The sequence below is a fragment of the Streptomonospora alba genome, from assembly GCF_000826685.1.
Classification (GTDB): domain Bacteria; phylum Actinomycetota; class Actinomycetes; order Streptosporangiales; family Streptosporangiaceae; genus Streptomonospora; species Streptomonospora alba.
The window spans coordinates 1-21,490 of record NZ_JROO01000069.1 but is presented as its reverse complement, the minus strand read 5'-3'; the positions used below and the strand labels follow the sequence as shown (position 1 = coordinate 21,490).

General features: G+C 72.2%; 22 protein-coding genes and 1 tRNA gene. 9 read left to right on the top strand and 14 right to left on the bottom strand.

Translation table 11 applies throughout. The annotated features are described in order from the left end of the window. Positions 1 to 590 (top strand): Flp pilus assembly protein CpaB (gene cpaB, locus LP52_RS25110; RefSeq protein ID WP_040276889.1); only part of this gene is annotated, 590 nt, incomplete at its 5' end. A gap of 175 nt (positions 591 to 765) precedes the next feature. Here the strand turns inward: cpaB and LP52_RS25105 are convergent. Continuing rightward, positions 766 to 1,860 carry a D-alanyl-D-alanine carboxypeptidase family protein gene (locus LP52_RS25105; protein ID WP_394298228.1) on the bottom strand — a complete coding sequence of 365 codons (1,095 nt, stop codon included), beginning with the start codon at positions 1,858 to 1,860 and terminating at the stop codon, positions 766 to 768. A gap of 411 nt (positions 1,861 to 2,271) precedes the next feature. Here LP52_RS25105 and LP52_RS25100 point away from each other — a divergent pair. Further along, positions 2,272 to 2,344, top strand: a tRNA-Arg gene (locus LP52_RS25100). Positions 2,345 to 2,567: 223 nt separating this feature from the next. Here the strand turns inward: LP52_RS25100 and LP52_RS25095 are convergent. Beyond that, a complete protein-coding gene (locus LP52_RS25095) occupies positions 2,568 to 3,320 on the bottom strand; it encodes an SAM-dependent methyltransferase (RefSeq protein ID WP_040276887.1) in 753 nt (250 codons plus the stop codon). A 178-nt stretch (positions 3,321 to 3,498) separates the two neighbouring features. After that, the gene (locus LP52_RS25090; RefSeq protein WP_238581089.1) at positions 3,499 to 3,885 is read right to left on the bottom strand and encodes a winged helix-turn-helix transcriptional regulator; all 387 of its coding nucleotides are present in this window, start codon (positions 3,883 to 3,885) and stop codon (positions 3,499 to 3,501) included. Positions 3,886 to 3,968: 83 nt separating this feature from the next. Here LP52_RS25090 and LP52_RS25085 point away from each other — a divergent pair, with 83 nt between their 5' ends. Further along, the gene (locus LP52_RS25085; RefSeq protein ID WP_052810260.1) at positions 3,969 to 4,952 is read left to right on the top strand and encodes an LLM class flavin-dependent oxidoreductase; all 984 of its coding nucleotides are present in this window, start codon (positions 3,969 to 3,971) and stop codon (positions 4,950 to 4,952) included. A 135-nt stretch (positions 4,953 to 5,087) separates the two neighbouring features. After that, the gene (locus LP52_RS25970) at positions 5,088 to 5,528 is read left to right on the top strand and encodes a hypothetical protein (protein WP_052810259.1); all 441 of its coding nucleotides are present in this window, start codon (positions 5,088 to 5,090) and stop codon (positions 5,526 to 5,528) included. A 75-nt stretch (positions 5,529 to 5,603) separates the two neighbouring features. Here the strand turns inward: LP52_RS25970 and nshR are convergent, their stop codons facing one another. The 3 genes from nshR to LP52_RS25065 are packed head-to-tail and all read right to left on the bottom strand — an operon-like array spanning position 5,604 to position 8,399. Next, on the bottom strand, positions 5,604 to 6,416 hold the full coding sequence (gene nshR / locus LP52_RS25075; RefSeq protein WP_040276885.1) for an NshR/TsnR family 23S rRNA methyltransferase: 813 nt from the start codon (positions 6,414 to 6,416) through the stop codon (positions 5,604 to 5,606). Between the two features lie 12 nt (positions 6,417 to 6,428). Continuing rightward, positions 6,429 to 7,088 (bottom strand): response regulator transcription factor, encoded by a 660-nt coding sequence (locus tag LP52_RS25070; RefSeq protein WP_040276884.1) that lies wholly within the window; start codon positions 7,086 to 7,088, stop codon positions 6,429 to 6,431. Beyond that, positions 7,089 to 8,399 carry a sensor histidine kinase gene (locus tag LP52_RS25065; protein WP_084723481.1) on the bottom strand — a complete coding sequence of 437 codons (1,311 nt, stop codon included), beginning with the start codon at positions 8,397 to 8,399 and terminating at the stop codon, positions 7,089 to 7,091. It lies immediately after the preceding gene. A 207-nt stretch (positions 8,400 to 8,606) separates the two neighbouring features. Here LP52_RS25065 and LP52_RS25060 point away from each other — a divergent pair, with 207 nt between their 5' ends. Further along, positions 8,607 to 9,620 carry a CPBP family intramembrane glutamic endopeptidase gene (locus LP52_RS25060; RefSeq protein WP_084723483.1) on the top strand — a complete coding sequence of 338 codons (1,014 nt, stop codon included), beginning with the start codon at positions 8,607 to 8,609 and terminating at the stop codon, positions 9,618 to 9,620. Then, on the top strand, positions 9,590 to 10,120 hold the full coding sequence (locus LP52_RS25055; RefSeq protein ID WP_040276883.1) for a flavoprotein: 531 nt from the start codon (positions 9,590 to 9,592) through the stop codon (positions 10,118 to 10,120). Before LP52_RS25060 ends, LP52_RS25055 begins: the two co-directional genes overlap by 31 nt. A gap of 49 nt (positions 10,121 to 10,169) precedes the next feature. Here the strand turns inward: LP52_RS25055 and LP52_RS25050 are convergent, their stop codons facing one another. Next, entirely contained in the window at positions 10,170 to 10,919 is a 750-nt protein-coding gene (locus LP52_RS25050; protein WP_338011663.1) for a metal-dependent hydrolase, read from the bottom strand. A 261-nt stretch (positions 10,920 to 11,180) separates the two neighbouring features. Between LP52_RS25050 and LP52_RS25045 the strand changes: the two genes are divergently transcribed. Then, positions 11,181 to 11,747: a DoxX family protein gene (locus tag LP52_RS25045; protein ID WP_040276894.1), complete on the top strand. Its 567-nt coding sequence runs from the start codon at positions 11,181 to 11,183 to the stop codon at positions 11,745 to 11,747. Between the two features lie 18 nt (positions 11,748 to 11,765). Here LP52_RS25045 and rnhA read toward each other — a convergent pair whose 3' ends face one another. Further along, a complete protein-coding gene (gene rnhA, locus LP52_RS25040; protein WP_052810258.1) occupies positions 11,766 to 12,236 on the bottom strand; it encodes a ribonuclease HI in 471 nt (156 codons plus the stop codon). 39 nt (positions 12,237 to 12,275) lie between these two features. Continuing rightward, positions 12,276 to 13,106: a DUF817 domain-containing protein gene (locus tag LP52_RS25035; protein WP_084723480.1), complete on the bottom strand. Its 831-nt coding sequence runs from the start codon at positions 13,104 to 13,106 to the stop codon at positions 12,276 to 12,278. A gap of 226 nt (positions 13,107 to 13,332) precedes the next feature. On the opposite strand from LP52_RS25035, the gene LP52_RS25030 reads away from it, so the two are divergent. Continuing rightward, complete coding sequence (locus tag LP52_RS25030; protein WP_052810257.1) at positions 13,333 to 14,397, top strand: sulfotransferase family protein; 1,065 nt, start codon at positions 13,333 to 13,335, stop codon at positions 14,395 to 14,397. A 116-nt stretch (positions 14,398 to 14,513) separates the two neighbouring features. Here the strand turns inward: LP52_RS25030 and LP52_RS25025 are convergent, their stop codons facing one another. Continuing rightward, positions 14,514 to 15,362 carry a GAF and ANTAR domain-containing protein gene (locus LP52_RS25025; RefSeq protein ID WP_052810256.1) on the bottom strand — a complete coding sequence of 283 codons (849 nt, stop codon included), beginning with the start codon at positions 15,360 to 15,362 and terminating at the stop codon, positions 14,514 to 14,516. Positions 15,363 to 16,210: 848 nt separating this feature from the next. On the opposite strand from LP52_RS25025, the gene LP52_RS25020 reads away from it, so the two are divergent. Further along, complete coding sequence (locus tag LP52_RS25020; RefSeq protein WP_040276882.1) at positions 16,211 to 16,735, top strand: lytic polysaccharide monooxygenase auxiliary activity family 9 protein; 525 nt, start codon at positions 16,211 to 16,213, stop codon at positions 16,733 to 16,735. A gap of 174 nt (positions 16,736 to 16,909) precedes the next feature. Here the strand turns inward: LP52_RS25020 and LP52_RS25015 are convergent, their stop codons facing one another. From LP52_RS25015 to LP52_RS25000, 4 genes are all read right to left on the bottom strand, one after another. Further along, a complete protein-coding gene (locus LP52_RS25015; protein ID WP_040276881.1) occupies positions 16,910 to 17,449 on the bottom strand; it encodes a DinB family protein in 540 nt (179 codons plus the stop codon). Positions 17,450 to 17,646: 197 nt separating this feature from the next. Beyond that, positions 17,647 to 18,879, bottom strand: coding sequence for a hypothetical protein (locus LP52_RS25010; RefSeq protein ID WP_040276880.1), 1,233 nt, complete (start codon positions 18,877 to 18,879; stop codon positions 17,647 to 17,649). 270 nt (positions 18,880 to 19,149) lie between these two features. Beyond that, positions 19,150 to 19,842: a L,D-transpeptidase family protein gene (locus LP52_RS25005; RefSeq protein WP_040276879.1), complete on the bottom strand. Its 693-nt coding sequence runs from the start codon at positions 19,840 to 19,842 to the stop codon at positions 19,150 to 19,152. A gap of 259 nt (positions 19,843 to 20,101) precedes the next feature. Then, entirely contained in the window at positions 20,102 to 20,992 is an 891-nt protein-coding gene (locus LP52_RS25000; RefSeq protein ID WP_052810255.1) for an NAD(P)-dependent oxidoreductase, read from the bottom strand. Positions 20,993 to 21,490 lie beyond the last annotated feature (498 nt).

Sequence of the window (21,490 nt, the reverse complement as noted above, 5' to 3'; positions counted from 1 at the left end):
GCCGGGCGCTGGGCGCGGTCTGCGCCGCGCTGGCCCTCACCGGCGCGGTTCTGCTCGTCCGGCCTCCGCCGACGCCTTCCACCGAGGTACTCGTCGCCGCGCGCGGCCTCGACGCGCTCTCCGCGCTGTCATCGGGCGACGTCGCGGTGCGGGCGCTGCCCTCCGAAGCGGTGCCCGAGCAGGCGCTGCGCCCCGGCGACGATCCCGCAGGCCGTTCCCTCACCGGTCCCGTCGCCCGCGGCGAGGTCCTCACCCGCGCCCGCATCGCCGGCCCCGTCGCGCGCGGCTACGGGCCCGGCCTCGTCGCGGCTCCCGTGCGCCTGCCCGAAGACGTCCCCACCGGACTGCTGCATCCGGGCAGCCGGGTCGACGTCCTGGCGGCGGGGCGCGAGGACGCGGCCGCCTTCGGCGGCGAGCCCCGGCCCGCGCGCACCGTCGTCGAGGACCGCCCGGTGATATCCGTCTTCGAGCCCGATGCGGCCGCGGGCGCGGGAGGCGTACTGGTCGTACTCGCCGTCCGCCCCGACGAGGCCGGGGCCCTGGCGGGCCACGCCGCCTCCTCGCGGCTCTCGGTCACACTGCGCGGGTGACCCCGCCGGAAAGCGGTGAGGCCGAAACCGGAGCCGGGCGTCCGCATCGTCACGAGGCGGATCAGCGCCGGGGCCGCGCGTTGCGCCCGCTGCACCGGTGCGGTCACGCCCGCAGCCGCGGACCGACGCGGTCGAGACGTCGGGCGCCCGCCCGGGGGCGGGCCCGACGGCCGGATCAGCCGTGCTCGGCGTCGTACTCCCAGTGCCAGGGCTCGAAGGGGTTGGAGTAGGCCCACTGCGGGTGGAACCAGTTCCACTGCCTGGAGTTCTCCTCCAGCCATTGGAACTGCGCACTGCTCTGGTTCTGCACACCGCCGCACAGGTCGACGGCCAGACCCCAGCCGTGGTTGCTCGTGCCGGGGACCGCAGCCATGCCGGGCGGCTTGGTGGCGTAGAGGCTCTGCTGCTTGGACAGGTCGCGGTAGGTGCTGGTCAGGCACATGCCTTCGCCGAACTTCTCGGTGTAGGCCTTGTTCATCTCCAGGAAGTCCACCGCGGCGTCGGCCCGCAGCGACTCCCCGTCCTGGTGCAGCCCGCACAGCGCGTTCTGGGGCAGCAGGCCGTTGGGGTGTCCCGAGGCGTTCTCGGCGACCGAGGGATCGCACTCGACGCCGGCGAAGTAGGCCTCGGGGTCGAGCCCGCGGTCCTCGAGCAACTTCTCCAGCCTGTTGGTGCTCTTCTCGGACTTGGCCCGCAGGTCCTCCAGATCGTCCTCCAGTTGCACCCGCTTGAGCTGGGTCTCCGTCTGCAGCTCCTGGGCCTGGGTGGCGAGGTCGGACTGCTCGTCGCGCAGATCGCTGGCCTTGTCCATCATCGCCTCGCGGTCGTCGGAGAGCTTGAGCACGTGCGACTCGACCTGGAGGTCCTGATTGAGCTTGCCCGAGGTGAGGATGCCCAGGACGCCGGCGTTGGGCCGCTTGTAGAGCGTGCTGCCGAGCTGGGCCAGCGGCTCGCGCATCTCGGAGAGGCGGAGCTCGGTCTGCTGCAGATCGTGGAGTGTGGAGACGAGTTCGTCCTGGGCGTCGTCCAGCTCGTCTTCCTTCGCCGTGTATTCGTCGGTGGCCTCCTCCAAGTCCTCCTTCGCCTTGTCCGCCTTCTTCTTGAGCTCATCCAGGTCGGAGTCGGCCGAGGCAGGCGAGGTCACCGGCGCGAGTGCTGTCTGTGCGCCGGGCACCAGGAAGAGTGCGGTGATGAGGACGGCGATCACCGAGAGTGCGCCATGCCTGCGTAGGCGGGCGAGCAGCGGCAGCGGGGACTTGGAGGACCCGATTCGCTGCACGCGGTCGGTTCGCCGCGTCGAATCGAGGAAAAACGGCACGAGGGTCCTCCGGTCGCGAGTAAAACGGTGGTACACGAGCCGCAACGCAAGTTACTACATGTCCACTATCGGCCGGACCGGCGTGGATCGAGCAGACGAAAGCGGGGGGACACGGGGGAACCCGTATCGCCGACCAGCTCCGGCGTTCGTGCGTAACGGCAGGTCACCGGGTGTACAAGGTCGCGTTCCAGGCTAAGGCAGGTCACAGAGCCATAAACTTCACCAAAGGGATTTATGGTGAATCGTGACCAACGCCACAGGAGCACCATGTCAACTTCAAGGGCTCTGAGGGTACCGCTCCCCGCCCCCGCGCCCGCGGCCCACCGAGCCCGCATCCTCCGCTAGGCTGGGCCCCGCGGTTCCGGCCTCATAGCTCAGGGGACAGAGCACCACTCTCCTAAAGTGGGTGTCGGAGGTTCGAATCCTCCTGGGGCCACCTCATCCCGGCGGCACACGGATCGGCCGGCCGGTGCCCTCCGCCAAGCGCCGCAGCATCCTCGCCCCTGGCGAAGCGGGTGCGGCCCGCGTCTCCCGTCTCCGCCAAGGCCCCGAACAACCGGGGCCGCCCCTCGTTCCACGACGAGAGGGGCCACGGCGTGCGTGCATCGCAGCCGTCGCCACCCTCCGCAGCGACGCAGTCGGCCGAGCCCGTCGGTGACTCAGACGCGGACGAGGGTGAGGTAGGCGAACCCCACCGTCTCGCGCATGCCGCGCAGCCGGGCATCGCGGTGGGCGTCCGCCTTTGCGCGGACCTCCCCTGCCTCGGGCGAGTCCGGGTTCTGCCGAAGCCAGTCCTCCCGGCCCTGGGCGTGGCGGGACTCGAAGTCGTCCCACTCGTCCAGGTCCGCCTGGGAGAGCGCGAGCAGCCGGAATCCGTGTGACAGCGCGACCTCGACCAGATCGGGCAGCGATCGGTACTGGAGCCGCGGGATAGGCATGGCCGACAGCTCGGCGGAGGTCGGCGTGCGCAGCCAGAAGCACTCGCCGAACAGCAGCCTGCCGCCGGGGCGCAGCAGATCGCTGAGGGCCGCGAGCGCGTTGCTCGTATGCGTTTCGGGGGCGCCGCCCCACACGTGGGCGGCGCCGACGTTGATCACCGCGTCCTCCGGTCCCCCGGACCACCTGCCCGCGTCACCGGTCGCCGGTTCGACGCGCTCGGCCAATCCGCGGGCCGCAGCGTTGGCCCGGCCGTGCGCGACGGCGTCTTCGTCGCTGTCGATCCCCAAGCCGGTGGCCGCGGGCTCGGCCGCCACTGCGCGAAGCAGGAGTTCGGCCCACCCGCACCCGAGGTCGACCACCCGGGATCCGGCCAGTGGGGCGAGCGTCCGGATCAGCCGGTCGGCGCGCTCGTCCGAAAGCGGGCTGTTGAAGTCGAGAGCGCGGTACACGGGAGGAATCCTGGGCGAGACCATCCGACAACGCTCCCGGCCCCCCACGAGCGCTGTCCATCGGATTTCGGTGCAGCACGTGCGTGCTCCCGCTGCAGCGGGAGACGGAGCGGGAACCGAACAGGTCTGCCGGGCAGGCGCAGACGACCGACGAACCCGTTCGGGCCTCGCCTCACGTCCTCGGAGCGGAAGGGTTCCGCGGTCAGCGTCCGCCTTCGTGGCCCCGGCGGCTGTCGTAGCTCTCGCGGGCGGTGGAGATCTCGTCCCGATGCGCCCTGGTCCACGAAACGAGCGGATGGACGGCGGCGAGCAGGCTTTCGCCGAGGCCGGTGAGCGCGTAATCGACGCGCGGGGGAACGACGGGATGGACGGTGCGGCTGACCAGCCCGTCGCGTTCGAGATTGCGCAGCGTCAGCGTGAGCATCCGCTGGCTGATCTCCTCGATGTCCCGGTCCAGCTCGCTGAAGCGGCGCGTACCGCTTCCCAGAAGCTCGACGACCAGCAGCGACCACTTGTCCGCCAAGCGGTCGAGTAGATCCCGGATCTCACACGAGGTCGTAGCACGCACATCGGTGTGCGTTGCCGACATTGATGTGCCGTCTTCCATCGAGCACCATCCTGACTGAAGATGAGGTCGATTACCAGAAGTAACCGACCCCACAGGAGATGACCATGACCGGGCTCGACGTCGGCGTGTTCCTGCCGACCATGACCGATGGTCGCGCGCCCGTAGCGGATGTGGCCGCCGCCGCGCGCCACGCCGAAGGACTCGGCTTCGAGTCCGCATGGGTCGTCGACCAGCTCATCGCAGGCGAAGGAGTACCGGTGCTGGACAGCATCGTCTCGCTCGCCGCGGCCGCGGCCGCCACCGAACGGATCAACCTCGGACTGGGCGTGCTCGTCGCTCCGCTGCGGAACGTGGTGTGGCTGGCCAAGCAGGTGGCGTCGCTGCAGCACGTCTCCCGCGGTCGGCTTCTGCTCGGTGTCGGGGTCGGCGGCGAGCGGCACCGCCGCTCCTGGGCCGCAGCCGGGGTGCCCCGGAGCGAACGCGGCCGACGCACCGACGACGCGCTCGACGTGTTGCCGGATCTCGTCGCCGGCCGGGCGGTGCGGCTCGGCGCAGAACCGCACAGCCCCGAAATCCGGCTCGCGCCTGCCGCACCGATGCCGGAGCTGCTGGTCGGCGGGATGTCCGATGCGGCGATCCGCCGCATCGCCCGCTACGGCGACGCGTGGTTCCTCCTGCCGGGGCCGTCCGAAGGCGTCGCCGCAGGCAGAGCCCGACTGGCGGAACTGGCGGCCGCAGCGCACCGCCCGACGCCCGCCATCACGGCAAGCACCATGGCGGTACTGCACCCGGACCCGGCGGTGCCCGAGGACGCCGCGCTGCGGCGGTCGCTGTCCGACCCCGACGGCATGTTCGGCATACCCCCCGAACACGTCGACTCGGTCCTGGTCGGCGGCGACCCGCCGGCCATCGCCGCCCACGTGGCGCGGCTGGCCGAGCGCGGCGCCGAGCGGGTCGCGGTCACGCTTGCCTCGGGCGATTGGTTCCGGCAGGCCGAACTGCTTGCCGAGGCCCGCGATCTGCTGCCTACGGACACGGGGGCAGAGGCGCCGGGACACGGCCGGCGAGCCGGCGCCGACCACGTATGAAGGCGGCGGCGCGACGATCCGGACCGGCACCGAGGTACCCGCGCGATGCGCTGACCGCGGGCGGCGTCCGGTCCGATGAGTTCCCGGCTCGCCCGCAGTCGACACTCCGAGACGACCGCGACTGTGGAGGCGACGATGCGCAACCCGAGCCTGGAGAAGCTGGATCCCCTCGTCGGCCGATGGACGCTGACGCTGTCGGACGCCTGGTTCCTGGAGCCGCCCGGCACCGAGGTGCAGGGGTGGGCGGTCTTCGAGTGGGTCGGCGACGCGTTCATCCTCATGCGCTGCGAGATCGGCGGGGAGTCGGGCTACGAACTCGCGATCGGCCGCAGCGACGCCCGCGACGCCTACGCGGCGTTCTACCACGACGATCGCGGGGTCTCGCGGCTGTTCCAGATGACGTTCGACGAGGCGGGCTGGACGCTGACCCGCGAGGACCCCGACTTCCACCAGCGCTTCCTCGCCGATGTGCAGGAGGATGCGATCGAGGGCCGCTGGGAGGCGTCGGACGACGAGGGGCGCACCTGGCGCAAGGACTTCGACCTCACCCTGCTGCGCTCCTCCGAGCAGCCCTGACGTACACCGCCCTCCGGTGCCGAGCGACCGAAGGCACCGGAGGCTCGCCGGGACCGGCCTCGGCGGTGAACCGGCTCACCGGGCCGGGGAGAGGTTCCGTTCAGCCCGCTCGTGCAGCGCGATGCCGACCGCGACGGAGACGTTGAGGGACTCGGCCGCCGCGCTGAGCATCGGAATCGAAACCGTGGTGGCCGACGCCTCGTCGAACGGGTCCGAATGCCCGCCCTTCTCGCTGCCGAAGAGCAGCGCCAGCCGCTCCTGCTTGCCGCCGAGCTCCTTGACCGAGATGTCGCCGTGGGAGTCGAGCACGGTCAGCGGCATACCGCTGTCGCGGACGAAGGCGGCCGCCTCCTCGCGTTCGGCCAGGACGATGGGCAGCGAGAAGACGTAGCCGCGGCTCGATCGCAGCAGGCGCCGATCGGCGATGGTGGTGAGGTCGCTGTCGACGAGGACCATGCCGGAGGCTCCCAGCCCGTAGGCCGTGCGCACGATCGCGCCGACGTTGCCGACGATCTTCACGCCGTCGAGGACGACGACGTCGCCGTCGAGCGCAGCGATGTCGCCGAACTTGGCCGGCCGGGGCACGCGGGCGATGCCGAACGTCTTCGCCTTCCGCTCGCCCTTGAAGATCTGGTTGACGATCGAGAAGTCGACGAGCCGTACCGGGATGTCCTTCTCACGGCACAGGTCGAGCAGTTCCCCGGAGATCTCGGCGTTGTCGCTGCCGTAGACCTCGATGAACTCGACCCCGGCGCCGATGCACTCCAGCAGGGGCTCGGTGTCCTCGATCAGCGTCGTCTTGACACTGGCCCGCGAATGCTTGGTGACATCCATGATGCGCTGCACAGCAGGGTCGGACTTGCTCGTGATCGTCTCCAGATCGGCCATGCGCCGATGGTATTAGCCGACGGCCGTCCCCCCGCCCAGATAGCGCAGGACGGCGAGCACACGGCGGCTGTAGGCGGGAGTGCGCCCCAGCTCCAGTTTGTCGAAGATCGCGTTGACGTGCTTCTCCACCGCACTCTGGGAAACGAACAGGCGTCGGGCGATGGCCGGATTGGTGTACCCCTGTGCCATCGCAGCGAGTACGTCGCGTTCCCGCTCGGTCAGCCGGCCCAGCGGATCGCCGGGGGAGTTGCGGGCGAGCAGGCGGCGCACCACCTCCGGGTCGACGGCCGCACCTCCGGCCGCCACCCGTTCCAGCGCGTCGAGGAACTCCCCCACTTGGCCGACCCGGTCCTTGAGGACGTAGCCCACGCCCGTGGCGGGCCCGGTCAGCAGTTCGACGGCGTAGCGCTGCTCCACGTACTGCGAGAGCACCAGCACCCCCACCCGGGAGTGGGTGTTCCTGAGGTGCAGCGCCGCCCGCAGCCCGTCGTCGGTGTGGGTCGGCGGCATCCGCACGTCCACGATCGCCACGTCGGGCGGATCGCGGTCGACGGCGGCGAGCAGCGCGTCGGCGTCGCCGACCCCGGGGAGCACCGTGTGCCCCTCTTCCTCAAGCAGCCGGCCGATCCCCTCCCGGAGCAGCACCGAGTCCTCGGCCACGATGACGCGCATCTACCTCCGCCCTTCCGCCGTGTCCCCGTGCACTGCCGCAGTCGTACGGGCGGGCCGGCCGGACCCGGCGGAAGGCTGGGCCCGCCCGGAGCCGGCACGCGGCAGCCATGCGGTGACGACGGTGGGCCCGCCGCGCGGGCTGCACACCTCCAGTCGGCCGTCCAGCGCCGCGACGCGGCGGGCCAGTCCGGCCAGGCCGCCTCCCTGCGTTTCGGCGCCGCCGCGCCCGTCGTCGGTCACGCGGACCGTGACGGTGGCGGGGTCGCTGTCGGCGAGGTCGACGGTGATCTCCGCGGCGCCCGCGTGCTTCACCGCGTTGGCCACCGCCTCGCGGACGATGAAGTAGGCCGCCGTCTCCACGACCTGAGCGGGGCGGTGGGCCAGGCGGTCGGTCACGCGCACCGGGACACCGGCGCGTTCGGCGAGTTCGCCCAGCGCGGCGGCCAGCCCCGCCTCGTCCAGCACCGTGGGGTAAACCCGCCAGGCCACCTCGCGGATCTCTTCGGCGAGCCGCTGCGACTCCTCGTGGGCCTGGCCGACGAGCCGGGCGGCGCGCTCGGTGTCACTGCCGCGCCGGGCCCGCCCCAGCAGCATCGCCAGCGCGACCACCCGCTGCTGGACGCCGTCGTGCAGGTCGCGTTCGATTCGGCGCCGCTCCTCGTCGACCGCGTGCACCACACCCGCGCGGCTATCGGTCAGCTCGCCGATGCGGTGCATCATCCGGTCCTGCAGACTGGGCCCGAGCATGAGGCGGGCGAACCGGCGCTCCAGTGCCGACAGCAGACCGCTCCCCAAGCCGATGCCCATCAGCAGCACCGCACCGAACGCCAATCCCACCGTCCGCGAGTCCGCACTCATCACGACACCGGGCAGTGCGATGTCGATCCGGTGGCTGGTGCCGGTGGCCTGGTGCCATACCACTCCACCGAAGACCAGCAGCGCCATGAGCAGGGCGATGTGGATCAGGTAGCCGGTGATCAGCCCCCAGGGGATGCGCAGCAGCAGGTACTCCAGGAACCGCCGCCGACCCTGCGCGGGCTGGATGTCGCAGTCGAGCCACCCTGCCAGCCGCCGCAGGTCCAGGTGGACCAGCCATGTCACGGCAGCCGCGGCGCGACGTCGGCACGCCCGGTGTGCGCGGGGCCAGGGCAGGCTCACCGGGAGCAGCATCCCGACCAGGACCAGCAGCACAAGCGTCCCCGCCGCGATCACTGCGCCCAGCGCGAGCCCGATCAGCCGACGCGCGCCCAGGCCGACGAGCCGACCCGGCGACGGCCGCGGGCCGGCGTGCGGTGCGGTGGGGGGTTCCATGGGTCCTGATCCTAGACGGGCGGGGGCCGGCGTTCCGCGGGTCCGAAGCGGCCCCCGACGGGACCGCTGCCCTGCCGGCGGCCGCGTGCGCTGGGCCGTCGCCCCGGCGCTGCGGTGCTCCCCCGCCCGGTACTGCGGCGCGCCGCAGGAGGATTCGACGGCCCGCCCCATCAACGGGGCGCGGCGGTGCTCCGTAGCGTCGCCGTCATGTCAGAGACCACGTCCCCTCCTTCACCCCGGAACCGACGGCCCGATGTGCCGGTACGCGAGGTGGCGATCTTCGTCGGCCTCGCCTACGTCCTGGCGTGGCTGGTTTTCACCCCGGCTCTGCTGGGCGGCGCGGAACCCGCCGACCCCGCGTTCGGCGTGAGTACACAGATCTACGTGTTCACTCCGGCCTCGGCCGCGCTGCTCGTAGTGTTCCTCGTCCGGCGTCCGGCGCAGCGGGCACGCGCGCTGGGGCTCGTCCCGCTCCGCCCGGTGCGCCGCATCGTCGGTTACAGCCTTCTCGCCCTGCTGCTGTTCGTGGTACTGGGGTTCGTCGCCACGCTGGCCGCGGCCGCGCTGGGCGTGATCCGGCTCGACCTCGCCGACTTCTCCGGGGCGCGTGCCGCCATCGAGGAACGCGCTCCCTCGGCCGCCGACGCCGTGAGCGCGACCGGGTTCCCCACGGAGGCGTACCTGCAGGCCCTGGTGGTGGTCTTCGTCGCGATCCTGCCGATGTCCCTGCTGTGGAACGTCGGTGAGGAACTCGGCTGGCGGGGCTATCTGCTGCCGCGGCTGCTGCCGTTGGGCGTCTGGCCCGCGCTCCTGCTCAGCGGGCTGATCCACGCGCTGTGGCACGGCCCGCAGATGCTCATCCACCTCCGCTCGGGCGGCTGGGGATGGGAGAACCTCGCGCTGTTCGTCGTCTCCGTGACCTTCGCCGGGGTGCTGTTCGGCTGGATGCGACTGGCCTCGGGGTCGGTCTGGCCCGCCGTGGTGGCCCACGCCGCCAACAACTCCCTGAACATCCTGGGCTTTTTGACCCTCAGCGCGGCCGACTCCCCCACCTCGCTGCTGTACCCCGGAGGCCTGGGCGGGGTGATCGGCCTTGCGGTGGTGCTGGCCGTGGTCGGCGTGCTGGCGGCCACGGGCCGACTTCGCATGCGGAACCCGGATCGGAACGGGGCGGCCCCTAGACTCCCCCCATGGACGAGCGCACCCTCTATCTGGTCGTGACCGGAGCCGCCGCGCCGCGCGAAAGCGCGGTCGACCTCGTGCGGGCGGCGCACGAGCGGGGATGGGCGGTGACGGTGATCTCCTCGCCGATGGGCACCCGGTTCCACGACCCCCACGAACTCGCCGGTATCAGCGGCGCCCGGGTTCTGGCGGACTTCCGGGTGCCCGGCACCGGCCAGCGCCTACCGCCGCCGGACGCGCTGCTGGCCTGCCCGCTCACCTTCAACTCGTTGAACAAGATCGCCGCCGGGTTCGCCGACACCATGGCCGTCGCGGTCGTCTGCGAGATGCTCGGCTACGGCGTGCCCACCGTCTGCGTCCCCAACCTCAACGACCCGCTGGCCCGCCACCCGGCCGTCGGGCCCAGTGTCCGGACGCTGCGCGGCATGGGCGCTCACGTCCTCTACGAGCCGGACTCCCCCGCCGATCTCCCCCCGTGGCAGGAGGTCCTCGACGCCGTCGCAACCGCCGCCGGCACCGGCGCGTCCGGGCCGCGATGAGCGGTCGGGACCACGGCTCCCGACGGACGAGCGCTCCCGGACTTCCGCGTCACACGATGGCGATCCACACGGCGGGCACGGCGGCGAGGCAGGCCACGCGGACGACGCGCTCGGGCCAGGCACCGGTGGCGAAGCGCAAGCAGCGCGGCGTGCCGAGCATGGCCCAGCGACGCCCTCGGATGCGCAGCGGCCAGGCCAGCGGCACGGCGCTTCGGGTCAGCGCGTCCCCGAACGAGTGCACGAGCATCCCCGCCGCCACGATCACGCCCGCGTAGGGGCCCGGGGAGGCTCCGCCCCGGACCAGGAGCAGGGCGATCACCGCCGCGGCGAGCGTCGCCAGGGGACGGCTGAGGGGCTGGTCTCCGCGCCTGCGGCGGGTCGGCGACTGGGTCAGCCCGCGCAGACCGACGCCGATCGTGAACCACAGCACCGCGCCCAGCGCCCACGGGTTCAGCGAAGCGGCGGTACCCAGCGCCGCACCGGCCGCCAGGGCCGCCGCGGGCGTGTGCCACAGGTGCCGGTGCTCGCCGTTGCGGGCGGTGTCGGCGGCCGTGGCGGTGCGATGGTAGACCGCTGCCGAGATCCACCGTGCCCCCGCCGAGACCAGCCGGGTCACGGGCCCCTGGAACCGGGTGACGGTCGAGGCGGGGTGGTCGACGTCGGGCAGCAGCGCGGCTCCGGCGCCGACGGCCGCTCCAGCGGCGAGTTCGACCGGGCCCGCGCCGAAGACCGGCGACAGGGCGGCGGTGGCCAGCAGGCCGGCGATCAGGCCGGTGGCCGCGTGCGAGGACGCCATCATCGGCGGTCTCCCAACCGGGGTAGGGGGTGCGCCTGCCTCTCTCGGGCCGCTGACCGACAACGGGTCCGTTGAGTCGCCGTCCTCGCGGCGAGTCCGGCGGCGGTCGCCGCCGCGGTGTGATCCGCCGCGGCGGGGTGCTCGACCACGCACGCGGCTACCTTTCGGACCTGTGTAAGCGGGTAGCGGAGGCGCGGACCCGGCCCGTGCACCCGGCCGGTCCGCGCACGGTTCGCAGCACGAGGACGCGTGGAGGTTTCCACCATGGGACGCGTGACGCCAGACGACGTGGCCGCGCTGGCCATCCGTACGGGGCTGGGGGCGACGCTGTTCGCCCACGGGACGCAGAAGCTCTTCGGCTGGTTCAACGGAGGCGGCCTGGAAGCCACCGGCGGCGGTTTCCACAGCATGGGCTACCGCCCGGGCAGGCAGATGGCCGTGGTCGCCGGGCTGTCCGAGAGCGTGGGCGGCGCGGCGCTGGTCCTGGGCCTGGGCACGCCCGCCGGCGGGGCCGCCGTCGCCGGCGCGATGAGCGTGGCGGCCGAGACCCACTCCCCCAACGGCTTCTTCAACACCGAGGGCGGACTGGAGTACCCGTCGCTGATCGCACTGAGCGCGGCCGCACTCGCGGTCCGCGGGCCGGGCCGGCTGTCGCTGGACGAGCTGACCGGGCATGTGCTGAACCGGCCGTGGATGAGCGTGGCGGCGCTGGCCTCGGTGCCGCCGGCGGTGTGGGCGGTGGTGGCCCGCAAGCACCGGGCCCTCGCCCAGGATGCCGTGGAGCAGGGCAGCACGGCCGAGCAGGACAGCGCCGAGGGCGCTGTCGGCTGACCGGCGCGCGCGGGCGCCTCAGCCGCGGCGGGCCTCGTCCCGCCCGCGGCAGGCCAGGGCGTCGGCGCGCTCGTTGCCGGTGTCGCCGCTGTGCCCGCGTACCCAGTGCCATTCGATGCGGTGCCGGGTGGCGGCGGCGTCCAGGCGCTGCCACAGGTCGGCGTTCTTGACCGGCTTCTTCGCGCTCGTCATCCACCCCGAGCGCTTCCAGCCGCGGATCCAGGCGGTGATGCCGTTGCGGACGTAGGTGCTGTCGGTGTGCAGGTTCACCGGCAGCGGCCGCTTGAGCGCCTCCAGCGCCATGATCGCGGCCGTCAGCTCCATGCGGTTGTTGGTGGTCTCGGTCTCGCCGCCGTAGAGCTCCTTGGTGTGCTCGCCGTAGTGCAGCACCGCCCCCCAGCCGCCGGGGCCCGGGTTGCCCGCGCAGGCGCCGTCCGTGTAGATCCGGACCGAGCTCTCCTGGGCGGCTTGCTCTCCGCTCGTTCGCACGCCGGGCAATCTACCGCGCCCGAGCGATGCGGCGCAGGCTCACCCTGCCGGGGCCCGGCCTCGGCCGGAGTACTTCCACGTAGCCACGATGACGCAGGCCACCGTCACCAGCAGCGCCCAGGCGCCGAACTTGGCCGGGTGCACCAGGTGCCAGACGTCGGCCTGGTGCGGGTACTCCCAGGCGCCCAGGAAGGTCGCGATGTTCTCGGCCACCCACAGGAAGAAACCGATCAGCACGAACGACAGCGCCAGCGGCATCCTGTAGCGCACGTCGCCCACGGTGAAGCGCACCATCACGCCCCACGTCACCGCGACCATGGATGCGGCCAGCAGCACGCGCACGTCCGGCAGCCAGTGGTGGGTCAGGAAGTTGGCGTAGATCGCCGCGGCCACCAGCGCCGTGGCCGCCCTGCGGTAGCCGGCGAACTCCAGGTCCAGGCGGCGCCAGGCCTGGCACACGTAGCTGCCCACGGCGGCGTAGAGGAACCCGCTGTAGAGCGGTACCCCGCCGAACTTGGTCAGCGCGTCGTCGGGATAGCTCCACGACCCCATGTGCACCTTGACCAGTTCGAACACCAGACCCACGATGTGGAAGCCGGCCACCGCGAGTGCCTCGGTCCCGGTCTCCAGCCGGGTGGCCCAGAACAGCGCGGTCAGGGCGATGCCGTAGAGCAGCAGCGCGTCGTAGCGGGCGACGGGCAGCGGCACCGCCGAGGAGAGCGCGAGCCCGGCGAACAGACCCGCCGCGAACAGGCAGGACAGCGACTGCTGCCAGGCGAAGCGCAGCAGCTGCGGCAGTCGGAACCAGTCGGTGAGGGTGGCCGACCGCGGGGCACCGACTTCCGCGGGTGTCCGGGTCTCCGCCGCCATGCGACCCCCTTCCGCCGGTCCGCTCGGCTTGTCGGAGTGAGTGGACCAGCATGCCAGAGGCGCGCGCTCCGTCCGCATGCGCGGTCCGCACACCCGTGGGCGCGACACCGCGACGACCCTCGCCCGGTACTTCGGATCCGGCCCCCGACGCCGGATAGGCTGACCCGGTCGCCCCGGCCCGAGGGGTCGGCTCCGAACCGCACCCGCACTCCTGACTCCCGTAACGATGGACGGTGACTCGCCTGTGGAAGGCTGGCCCTCCCCCTCCGAGCGCATGATCATCATCCTCGGATGCCCGAGGTCGGGCACCACCCTGCTGCAACTGATGCTGCACGCGCATCCGCGTATCGCGATCCCCCCGGAGACGCGGTTCATGCTCGACGTGTACCGCCGCCGCGCCGAGTTCGGCGATCTGCACGACAGCGCGAACCGGCGCAAGCTGGCCGAGGCGATCGTGGGCCCGCGCAACACCCGCTACCGCGACCTGAAGCTGAACCGCGACGAGACCGTGGCCGCGATCGTCGACGGCCCGCCCACGGTGGGCTCGGCACTGGGCACCGTGTTCCGCCAGTACGCGCGCCGGTTCGACAAGCAGCGCTGGGGCGACAAGCGGCCGGGTTACTACCAGGCGGTCGAAGAGCTGCACCGGATGTTCCCGCACGCCCAGTTCGTCCACCTCATCCGCGACGGGCGCGACTGCGTCGGCTCGCTCAAGCAGATGCCGTGGTACAAGCAGACCAGCTACCACGCGATCTCCACCTGGGCCGAGGCGATCGACTACGGCCGCTCCGCCGCCCGCCGCCTGGGGCCCGACACCTTCTACCAGTTGCGCTACGAGGACCTGGTCGCCGATCCGTCCCGTGAGCTGTCCGCGCTGTGCGACTTCCTCGGCGAGGAGTTCGACCCGGTCATGTGCGAGCCCCAGCGGGTCGCCAAGAGCGCCGTACCCAAGTTCAAGACCTGGCACCAGAACACCCGCCGCGACGTCAACGCCACCAGCTCGGGATCCTGGCAGAAGCGGCTGGAGCCCTGGGAGGCGGCGCTGGCCGAGACGGCGCTGGCCAGACGGCTGCGGGAGAACGGGTACGAGCTTTCGGGGACTCCCCGCCCTTCCGCCGGGCACCTGGCACGCTACGCGCGGGTGCGGACGAAGCGGTGGCTGGCCCACCGCAAGCGCACCTGGCGCGACAGGGCGCAGCGGTTGCGCGAGTCGGACTCCGACGTCGCCATCGTCACCTCCGCTACCGGTTCCGCGGCCTCCGACGACCACCGGGCCGGCTCCGACACCTGAGCCCGGGCCGCGCGCCGCACCGGGCGTGCGGCGCCGGCGCCCTCGGCACCCGCGGCCGCCGCTGAGCGCACGGTCGAAGCCGTGCCGCCGGAGGGGCGGGGCGGTGCCGCGGACGGTCAATCGGCGTCGGGCAGGCTGCCCGTATGCACCAGCTCCTCGGCGAGCGCGCTCAGCTTGACGTTCATGTTCTGCGACGCCTTGGCCAGCAGGGCGAAGGCCTCGCGGTCGGTGATCCTGTAGCGCTCGATCAGGATGCCGGTCGCCTCGCCGATGCGCTGGCGGGTGCGGACGGCGCGCTGGAGATTGTGCTCGGTCTGCGCGCTGGCCAGCGCCACGGCGGCGTGGGCGGCGAGGATCTGGCCGATCTCGTAGGCCTCCACGCCGAAAGCGTGCTCCCGCGAGGAGTACAGGTTCAGTCCGCCGAGGATCTCCTCGTGGGTGAAAAGCTGGAACGAGCACATGCTCCCCACGCCCAGCGGGCCGGCCTCGGCGGTGAACCGCGGCCAGCGGGTCTCGCCGTCCATGGAGTCGACGGAGAACACCTCGCGGACCCAGACCGCCTGGATGCAGGGGCCTTCGCCGGTGCGGTACTGGATCTCGTCGATCCGCTTGACGAGGGGATCGGTCTCCGCGTGCGTGGAGATGTTCTTCTTCTTCTCCACCAGGGAGACCCCGGCGAACTCGCAGCCCTCGATCTCGGAGACCGCCAGCGCGGTGATCTCCTCAAGCGTGGACTGCACGGACTCCTGCGCGAGCAGGTCCCGCGCGAAATCGGCGAACGCCTTGGCCACCTCGACGCCGCTCCGGCCCGCGGCCGCGGCTTCGACCGCGGTTTCCGCCGCCGTTTCCGCCGCGGCGTCGGCCGCTGCTTCGGCCGCTGCTTCGACCGCGGTCTGGGCCGCCGCCGACCCGACGGTGTCGGCTGCGACTCCGTCGGCGTCGTCGGGCCCGATCGTGCTTGTCACTTGTCGTCCCCTCCCATCGCGGCCAGCGCTTGGACACACGCGATCCGTCCCGCCCCTTCGGCCCCCGCTTCCCCCGACGCCTCCATTCGGCACTGCCCCGCGCGGGGCCGGGGCATTCAGGCCTTTCGTCATACCCGGTCACGCGGGTGCGCGGGGGGCAGCGGCCTGCTGTGTGCAGCACAGGGGAGCGTGGTGGAGCGTCGGGCCAAGCTGCGGTGGCCGCGTGTCGGCCGGCATCGTGCCGAATCTGCGGGTTTGTCCGTCCCTGTCTACCCTCCCGGCAGGGCCAAGGGAAGTGTAACGGGATGGTGACACTCTTCTTACCGACATGCCAGCCGACAGCCGCGGGACCCGTCGGAGCGGTCGCCGGTTCCGGTCTAGACCGCACTGCGCGCCGCGGCCGCGACGGCCCAGCTCGAAGACTCCGAAAGCGAAGTCGGACGGACGATACCGGTCGGGGAGAAGCACGCGGAAAACAGCGGGCACAGCACGGGAATTGCAGGGGATAACCCAGTGCCGCGACACCTTGACGGGGTGTGTGGCGCCATTTACGGTCTTAACCACTCGACGCAGAGGAATTCCTCGGGCCCCGGGTCGGCGGACCCTGGGAATTCGCGGACAACACCGTTCTCCGACGCGGCCGCAAATTCCGCGCACCGTGGAATACGGCGCCGCACACGAAGACAGCCCGACGCCCCCGGCCGGGCACCGGGCCTGCATACGAGACCGGAGACCGCATCGGGTTCTCCCGCCCCGACCACACCCCGCTACGGCGGCGCCCCGCCCAACCCGATGCCCGGCCCTCGGGCCGGCACGCGGGGCGGCGCCATCCGACACGAAGGACTTCGATGAATCTCAAGAAGGCGACCTTCTCGACCGCCGCCGTCGCGGCCGTCACCCCGCTGCTGTTCGCGCTGCTGCCCGCGGGCGTCGCCAGCGCGCACGGCTATGTCTCCTCGCCGCCCAGCCGCCAGGCGCAGTGCGCCGAAGGCACCGTGGACTGCGGCCAGATCCAGTGGGAGCCGCAGAGCGTCGAGGGCCCCAAGGGCCTGAAGAGCTGCAGCGGCGGCAACGGCCGGTTCTCCGAGCTCGACGACGACAACAAGGGCTGGGCGGTCACACCGGTCGGCAACAGCCTCGACTTCACCTGGTCGCTGACCGCGTTCCACTCCACCGCGACGTGGCAGTACTTCGTCGGCGACGACATGGTGGCCTCCTTCGACTACGGCGGCGCGCAGCCGCCGGACACTCTCACCCACAATGTCGACCTGAGCGGCTACAGCGGCCAGCAGAAGATCCTGGCCGTGTGGAACGTCGCCGACACCGCCAACGCGTTCTACTCCTGCGTCGACGTCAACGTCGGCGCCGCCTGAGCCCGCGCACGGCTCAGCTCTGCGGCCCGCCCGGATTCCCCTGCGGCTCCGGGCGGGCCGCCCGCGAAATCGTCGATTCCGCATCGCGGATTCGCATCCGGAAAACTGCGGCGGCGGCCGCGGATATCGAAAACGGGATCCGCACTCCACCGCATGACCGGCCAATTCATGCACTCACATTCCGGTGCTGCCGTCCAGCCGCTCCCGCAGCAGATCGGCGTGCCCGTTGTGGCGGGCGTATTCGGCGATCATATGCACGAGGACCGTGCGCAGCGAGACCGGAGTCCCCGTGCGTTTGCGGATACCCGTGTCCTCCAACGCGGCCGCGGCGGTGATCTCCCGCGATCGGTCGACCTCCCGCCGCCACTCCGCCAGCGCCTCGGCCGGGTCGCCGCCGGTGCCGTGGAAGTCGAGGTCGGGATCGTCGTCGGTGTAGTGGAGCAGCGGCACGTCCTCGCCGGCGAACTGGATGCGGAACCACCACCGCTCGGTCCCGGCCGAGTGGCGCAGGATCCCGTGCAGCGACAGCTCCGAGGGCGGTACCGCGCGTTCGGACAGCCGGTCGGCGTCCAAGCCCGCGCACTTGAGTTCCAGCGTGCTGCGGTGCCAGTCGAGGAACGCCGTGAGGGTCTCGCGCTCGCCGCCGACCCGCAGCGGGTCCGGCCGCGGGTCGTCCGCCAGGCGCTGTGAGTGGAACTGCGGATCGTCGGTCACGGCGTCCTCCTCGCCTTCGGCGCGGCCGCTCCTGCGGCGCGGTCGAAAAAGCCTGGCACACACCGGGGACAGACCGGTTCCGTCCTGTTCGGCCCGCGTACGCGGCCGCCCGCGGGAGGGGCCGCCGGGGCTCGGGGGGAGGCGTCCGGGCCGGGCGAAGCGGAGGCGCGCCCGCCCCGGACGCCGATCGGGGCGGGTCAGCAGACGTCGCGGCTGCTGTTTTCCAAGGTGTTGCCGGTGACGGTGATGTTCTCGCCGCACGGGCGTTCGGTGATCGCCGAATCGGTGACCGTGAGGTTCTGCAGCGTGATGTCGCGGGAGACCGGGAACTCCTCGCGCGAGGCGATGCGGATGTCGCCCGGGCCGGACACCGAGCCTGATTCGGCGGCGATCGTGACGTTGTAGCAGTTCTCCAGCAGCATCGCGTTGCCGCCGGTGCCGGCGATGTCGACCCTGTCGATCACGGCGCCGCCGCTCTCGGACACGCAGAACACACCGCGGCCGCCGCCGCGGGCGACGACCTCTCCGACACGGATGTTCTCGGGGTAGGAGTCGCCCACCCGCCCGTTGCGGTTGGCCATGCGGAAGGCGGCATAGCCGGTCCCGGTGCCGGCCCCCTCCGCGTCGACGGTGCCCACGTCGGCGTTGGTGGTGTCGTTGAGCAGCAGGCCGGAGTAGGCGGTGTCGCGGGCGACGACGGTCCCGATGTCGAGCCCGTCGACTCCGTAGGTCTCGACTCCGTGGTTGCCGGTGCCCGAGACGTAGACGTCGTCGATGGTGACGTTGCGGGTGGGCTCGCTGCGATCGCTGTGGTTGTCGATGCGGATGCCCAGCCCGCCGGAGAGACGCAGGTCGATCTGACCGAGGTGAATGTCCTCGCCGTTGCGGACGAAGACACCGAAGTAGGGAGCTCCGGTGACGCTCAGGTGCGGTACCGCGACGTCGTGGACCCCGCGAGCGCGCACGACCGCGTTGTCGCCACTGGCGCCGCCCGTCACGTCCACGGTGCCGCAGACCTCCAGCGAGGTGTAGCTGGGCAGGTCCAGCGACCGCCCGGCGCTCATCGAGCCCGACCCGCGCACGACGACGCTTTCGGTGGAGGTGCGTCCCGAGGTCAGGCTGTCCACGGCCGCGCGCATCGCCTCCAGCATGCTGTCGCCGGTGTAGACCGTGTCACCGCCGTTGCGGGAGGTCCAGGTGCCGCCGTCGAGGACGGCTTCGGCCTCGTAGGAGCCCTCGCCGCAGGCGGCGTGAGAAGTGGCTGCGTCCGCCGCCGAAGCGGTCTCGGCTTCGGCGCCGCCGGTCGGGCCGAAGGGCGCCTGCGTGGCGGCGACGAGCCCGAACGCGCAGGCCGCGCCCAGGCCGCCGGCGAGCAGCGCCGGTCTCCGCTTGCCGGCGGAGGCGCCGGTCCGTGGAGTGTGGAGTCCCATCGTTTGCTCCTGATCGGTAGGTGGAGGGGGAGCGGTGCCGCAGCGAAACCGCTTGGTAAGCGCTTACCGATCACGTGAGTATGACAACGGGCACACAGCGTGGCAACCCGCTTGCACACGGCCGCCGGCCGCTCTGCGGAGCGACCTGCGTCGACGGAGGGGAAACGCGGTGCGTCCCGACGGCCGAGGGCGCTTCCCTGCGGCCCGCCGGCACGCGCGGGAACGGGCGCTGCCTGCGGCTCCCGAAGGGGACCGCAGGCAGCGGGGGTGTCAGCGCACGACGACCGGTGTGCCGTTGTCGACGTGGCCGTTGGCCCACAGCCAGTCCATGGCGGGGACGCTCACCCGTACGCAGCCGTGCGAAGCGGGGTAGGGCGGCACCGAGGAGTAGCCGTGCACGGCGATCCCGCCGTTGAAGTACGCGGGCCGGTACAGCGAACCCAGCGGCCCCTCGTCCCAGGCGTCGACGCGGCGGAAGACGCCGTACTCGCCGGTGGGCGTGACGGCGACCTTGGTCCGGCCCTCGGAGGTGTAGGTCTCCCCTGAGCCGGTGGAGGTGTTCAGGACGTGCCGCACCTCGCCGTCTCGGACCACAAGCAGCAGCTGGCGGTCCAGGTCGACCTCCACCACCTCGCCCGAGGAGCTGCTCGCTTCGGGGACCGGCCCCTCCTCCAGCGCCGCCCGGGTTCGGGGGCCGACCACGCCGTCGCGCCCGATCCCGGCGGCCTTCTGCGCGGCGAAGACGGCCTGGCTTGTGCGGACGTCGAACTCGCCGTCGACCGGCCCGAGCCAGTAGCCCAACCCCTTCAGGCGCTCCTCGACCTCGCGCACGGCGGGGCCGGAGTCACCCAGGCTGAGCATCGGCTGCTCGCCCTCTTGGACCCAGGCCGCCGACGGCGCGGCCGCGGGAGCCGCCGCGGCGTGCGCCGCCCCGCTCCACCCGCCCGCCGCGACGGCCGCCATCGCGAGACAGGCTGCGATTCTGGTGCATTGAAGACGGATGCCTGACGTATGTGCGTCCATGGGCGTGTTTTACCCGCCCTTGACCCTCGGCATGACGCTGGGAACACCATCGGGCACACAGAGCACCCGCCCCCCACGCACGGTCGGCGGCGCGTTTCACGTCTTCACCGGAGCGCAGTGCCGCGCCCTGCAGCCAAACCCGTCTTCTGCGGCCGGATCAGGCCATCGCCGCCGGCCGGTCCGCGAGTCCGCCCTGCGCCTACCGCTCCGGGAAGCTGGCGTAGTACCCGGCGGCCATGTCCTCGTCGCCGTGGCCGGAGTCGGCGGCGCGGCGCATGCGGTCTTCGGTGGCGGCGGCCAAGTCCACGCGCACGCCCGCCGCTTCGGCCGCCTCGCGGACCAGGCGGGCGTCCTTGGCCGCGTTGGCGACGGAGAAGCTGGGCGTGTAGTCGCCGTCCAGGATGACGCCGGCCTTGGCGTGCAGGTAGCCGCTGTCGAGCGGGCCGCCCGAAACCAGGTCCAGGAAGCTGCGCGGGTCCACGCCCAGCCCCTCGGCGAGCGCGACCGCCTCGCCGGTGGCCGAGGTCAGCGCCAGCACCCAGCTGTTGGCGACCATCTTCAACCGGCTCGCGTCCCCGATCCGGTCCATGCCCACCGTGCGGGAACCGATCGCGTCGAAAACCGGCGCCAGGCGCGTGCGCGCCCGTTCCGGTCCTGCCGCCAGCACCACCAGCGTGCCCTGCTCGGCGGGAGCGCGGGTGCCCAGCACGGGGGCGTCGACGAACTCCAGCTCCAGGTCGGCGGCGCGGCGGGCCAGGCGCTCGGTGGCGGCCACCCCGGCGGTGGTGGTCTGCGCCCAGACCGCTCCCCGGGGCGGTGCGAGACCAGCCATCGCCGACTCGACCGCCTCCCCGTCGGTGAGCATGGTGACGATGGCGTCGGCGTCGGCCACGGCCTCCTCGGGACTGCCGGCGACGGTGCAGCCCTGATCGGCCAGCGGCCGGGCCTTGGCGGCGGTGCGGTTCCACACCCGCACCTCCAGGCCGGCGGCCGCGATGTTGCGTGCCATGGGCGCACCCATGATCCCGGTGCCCAGTACCGCCACGCGGGGGGTGTCTGCCGATGGAGTCGAAGGCTCGGTTGCGCTCATGCCGGCGTGCTACCCGCCCCGCCGGGCGGGCAACACTGTCGCGGGCGCGGCGGCCGCACCTCGGCCGCCCGACCCGGCCTCCTGGTCCGGCGGTCGGCGGCCCGGCCGGGATCCGGTTTCGCGGGCTCGCCGTGCACCGCGAATCGGTCCGGGCCCCCTGATCCGCACGCGCAAACGCAGGGATCACCCGACGTGACCCTGTTTCGGGCTGCTGCGAACCGCCGTCACCAACTGTCGATTATCAGCACGGGTGCCGGGGAGGCACGTGCGGGCCGTCCCGCGAAGCCCGTCGGGACCGGCCGCCCCCGTGTTACACGGAACAGCATGGCCCCAGGACGCACCTGTACCGGCGGTCGGCGCCGTGCGCGGCTGTGCGCGTACGCATTGGCCGCCTTCGCCGCCCCGACCGTGTTCTGCGGCGGGACCGCCTACGCCGTGCCCCCGGCGGAGGATGATCCGGTCGGCACCGCTTCACCGGCGGGGGCCGCGGCGCCCGCC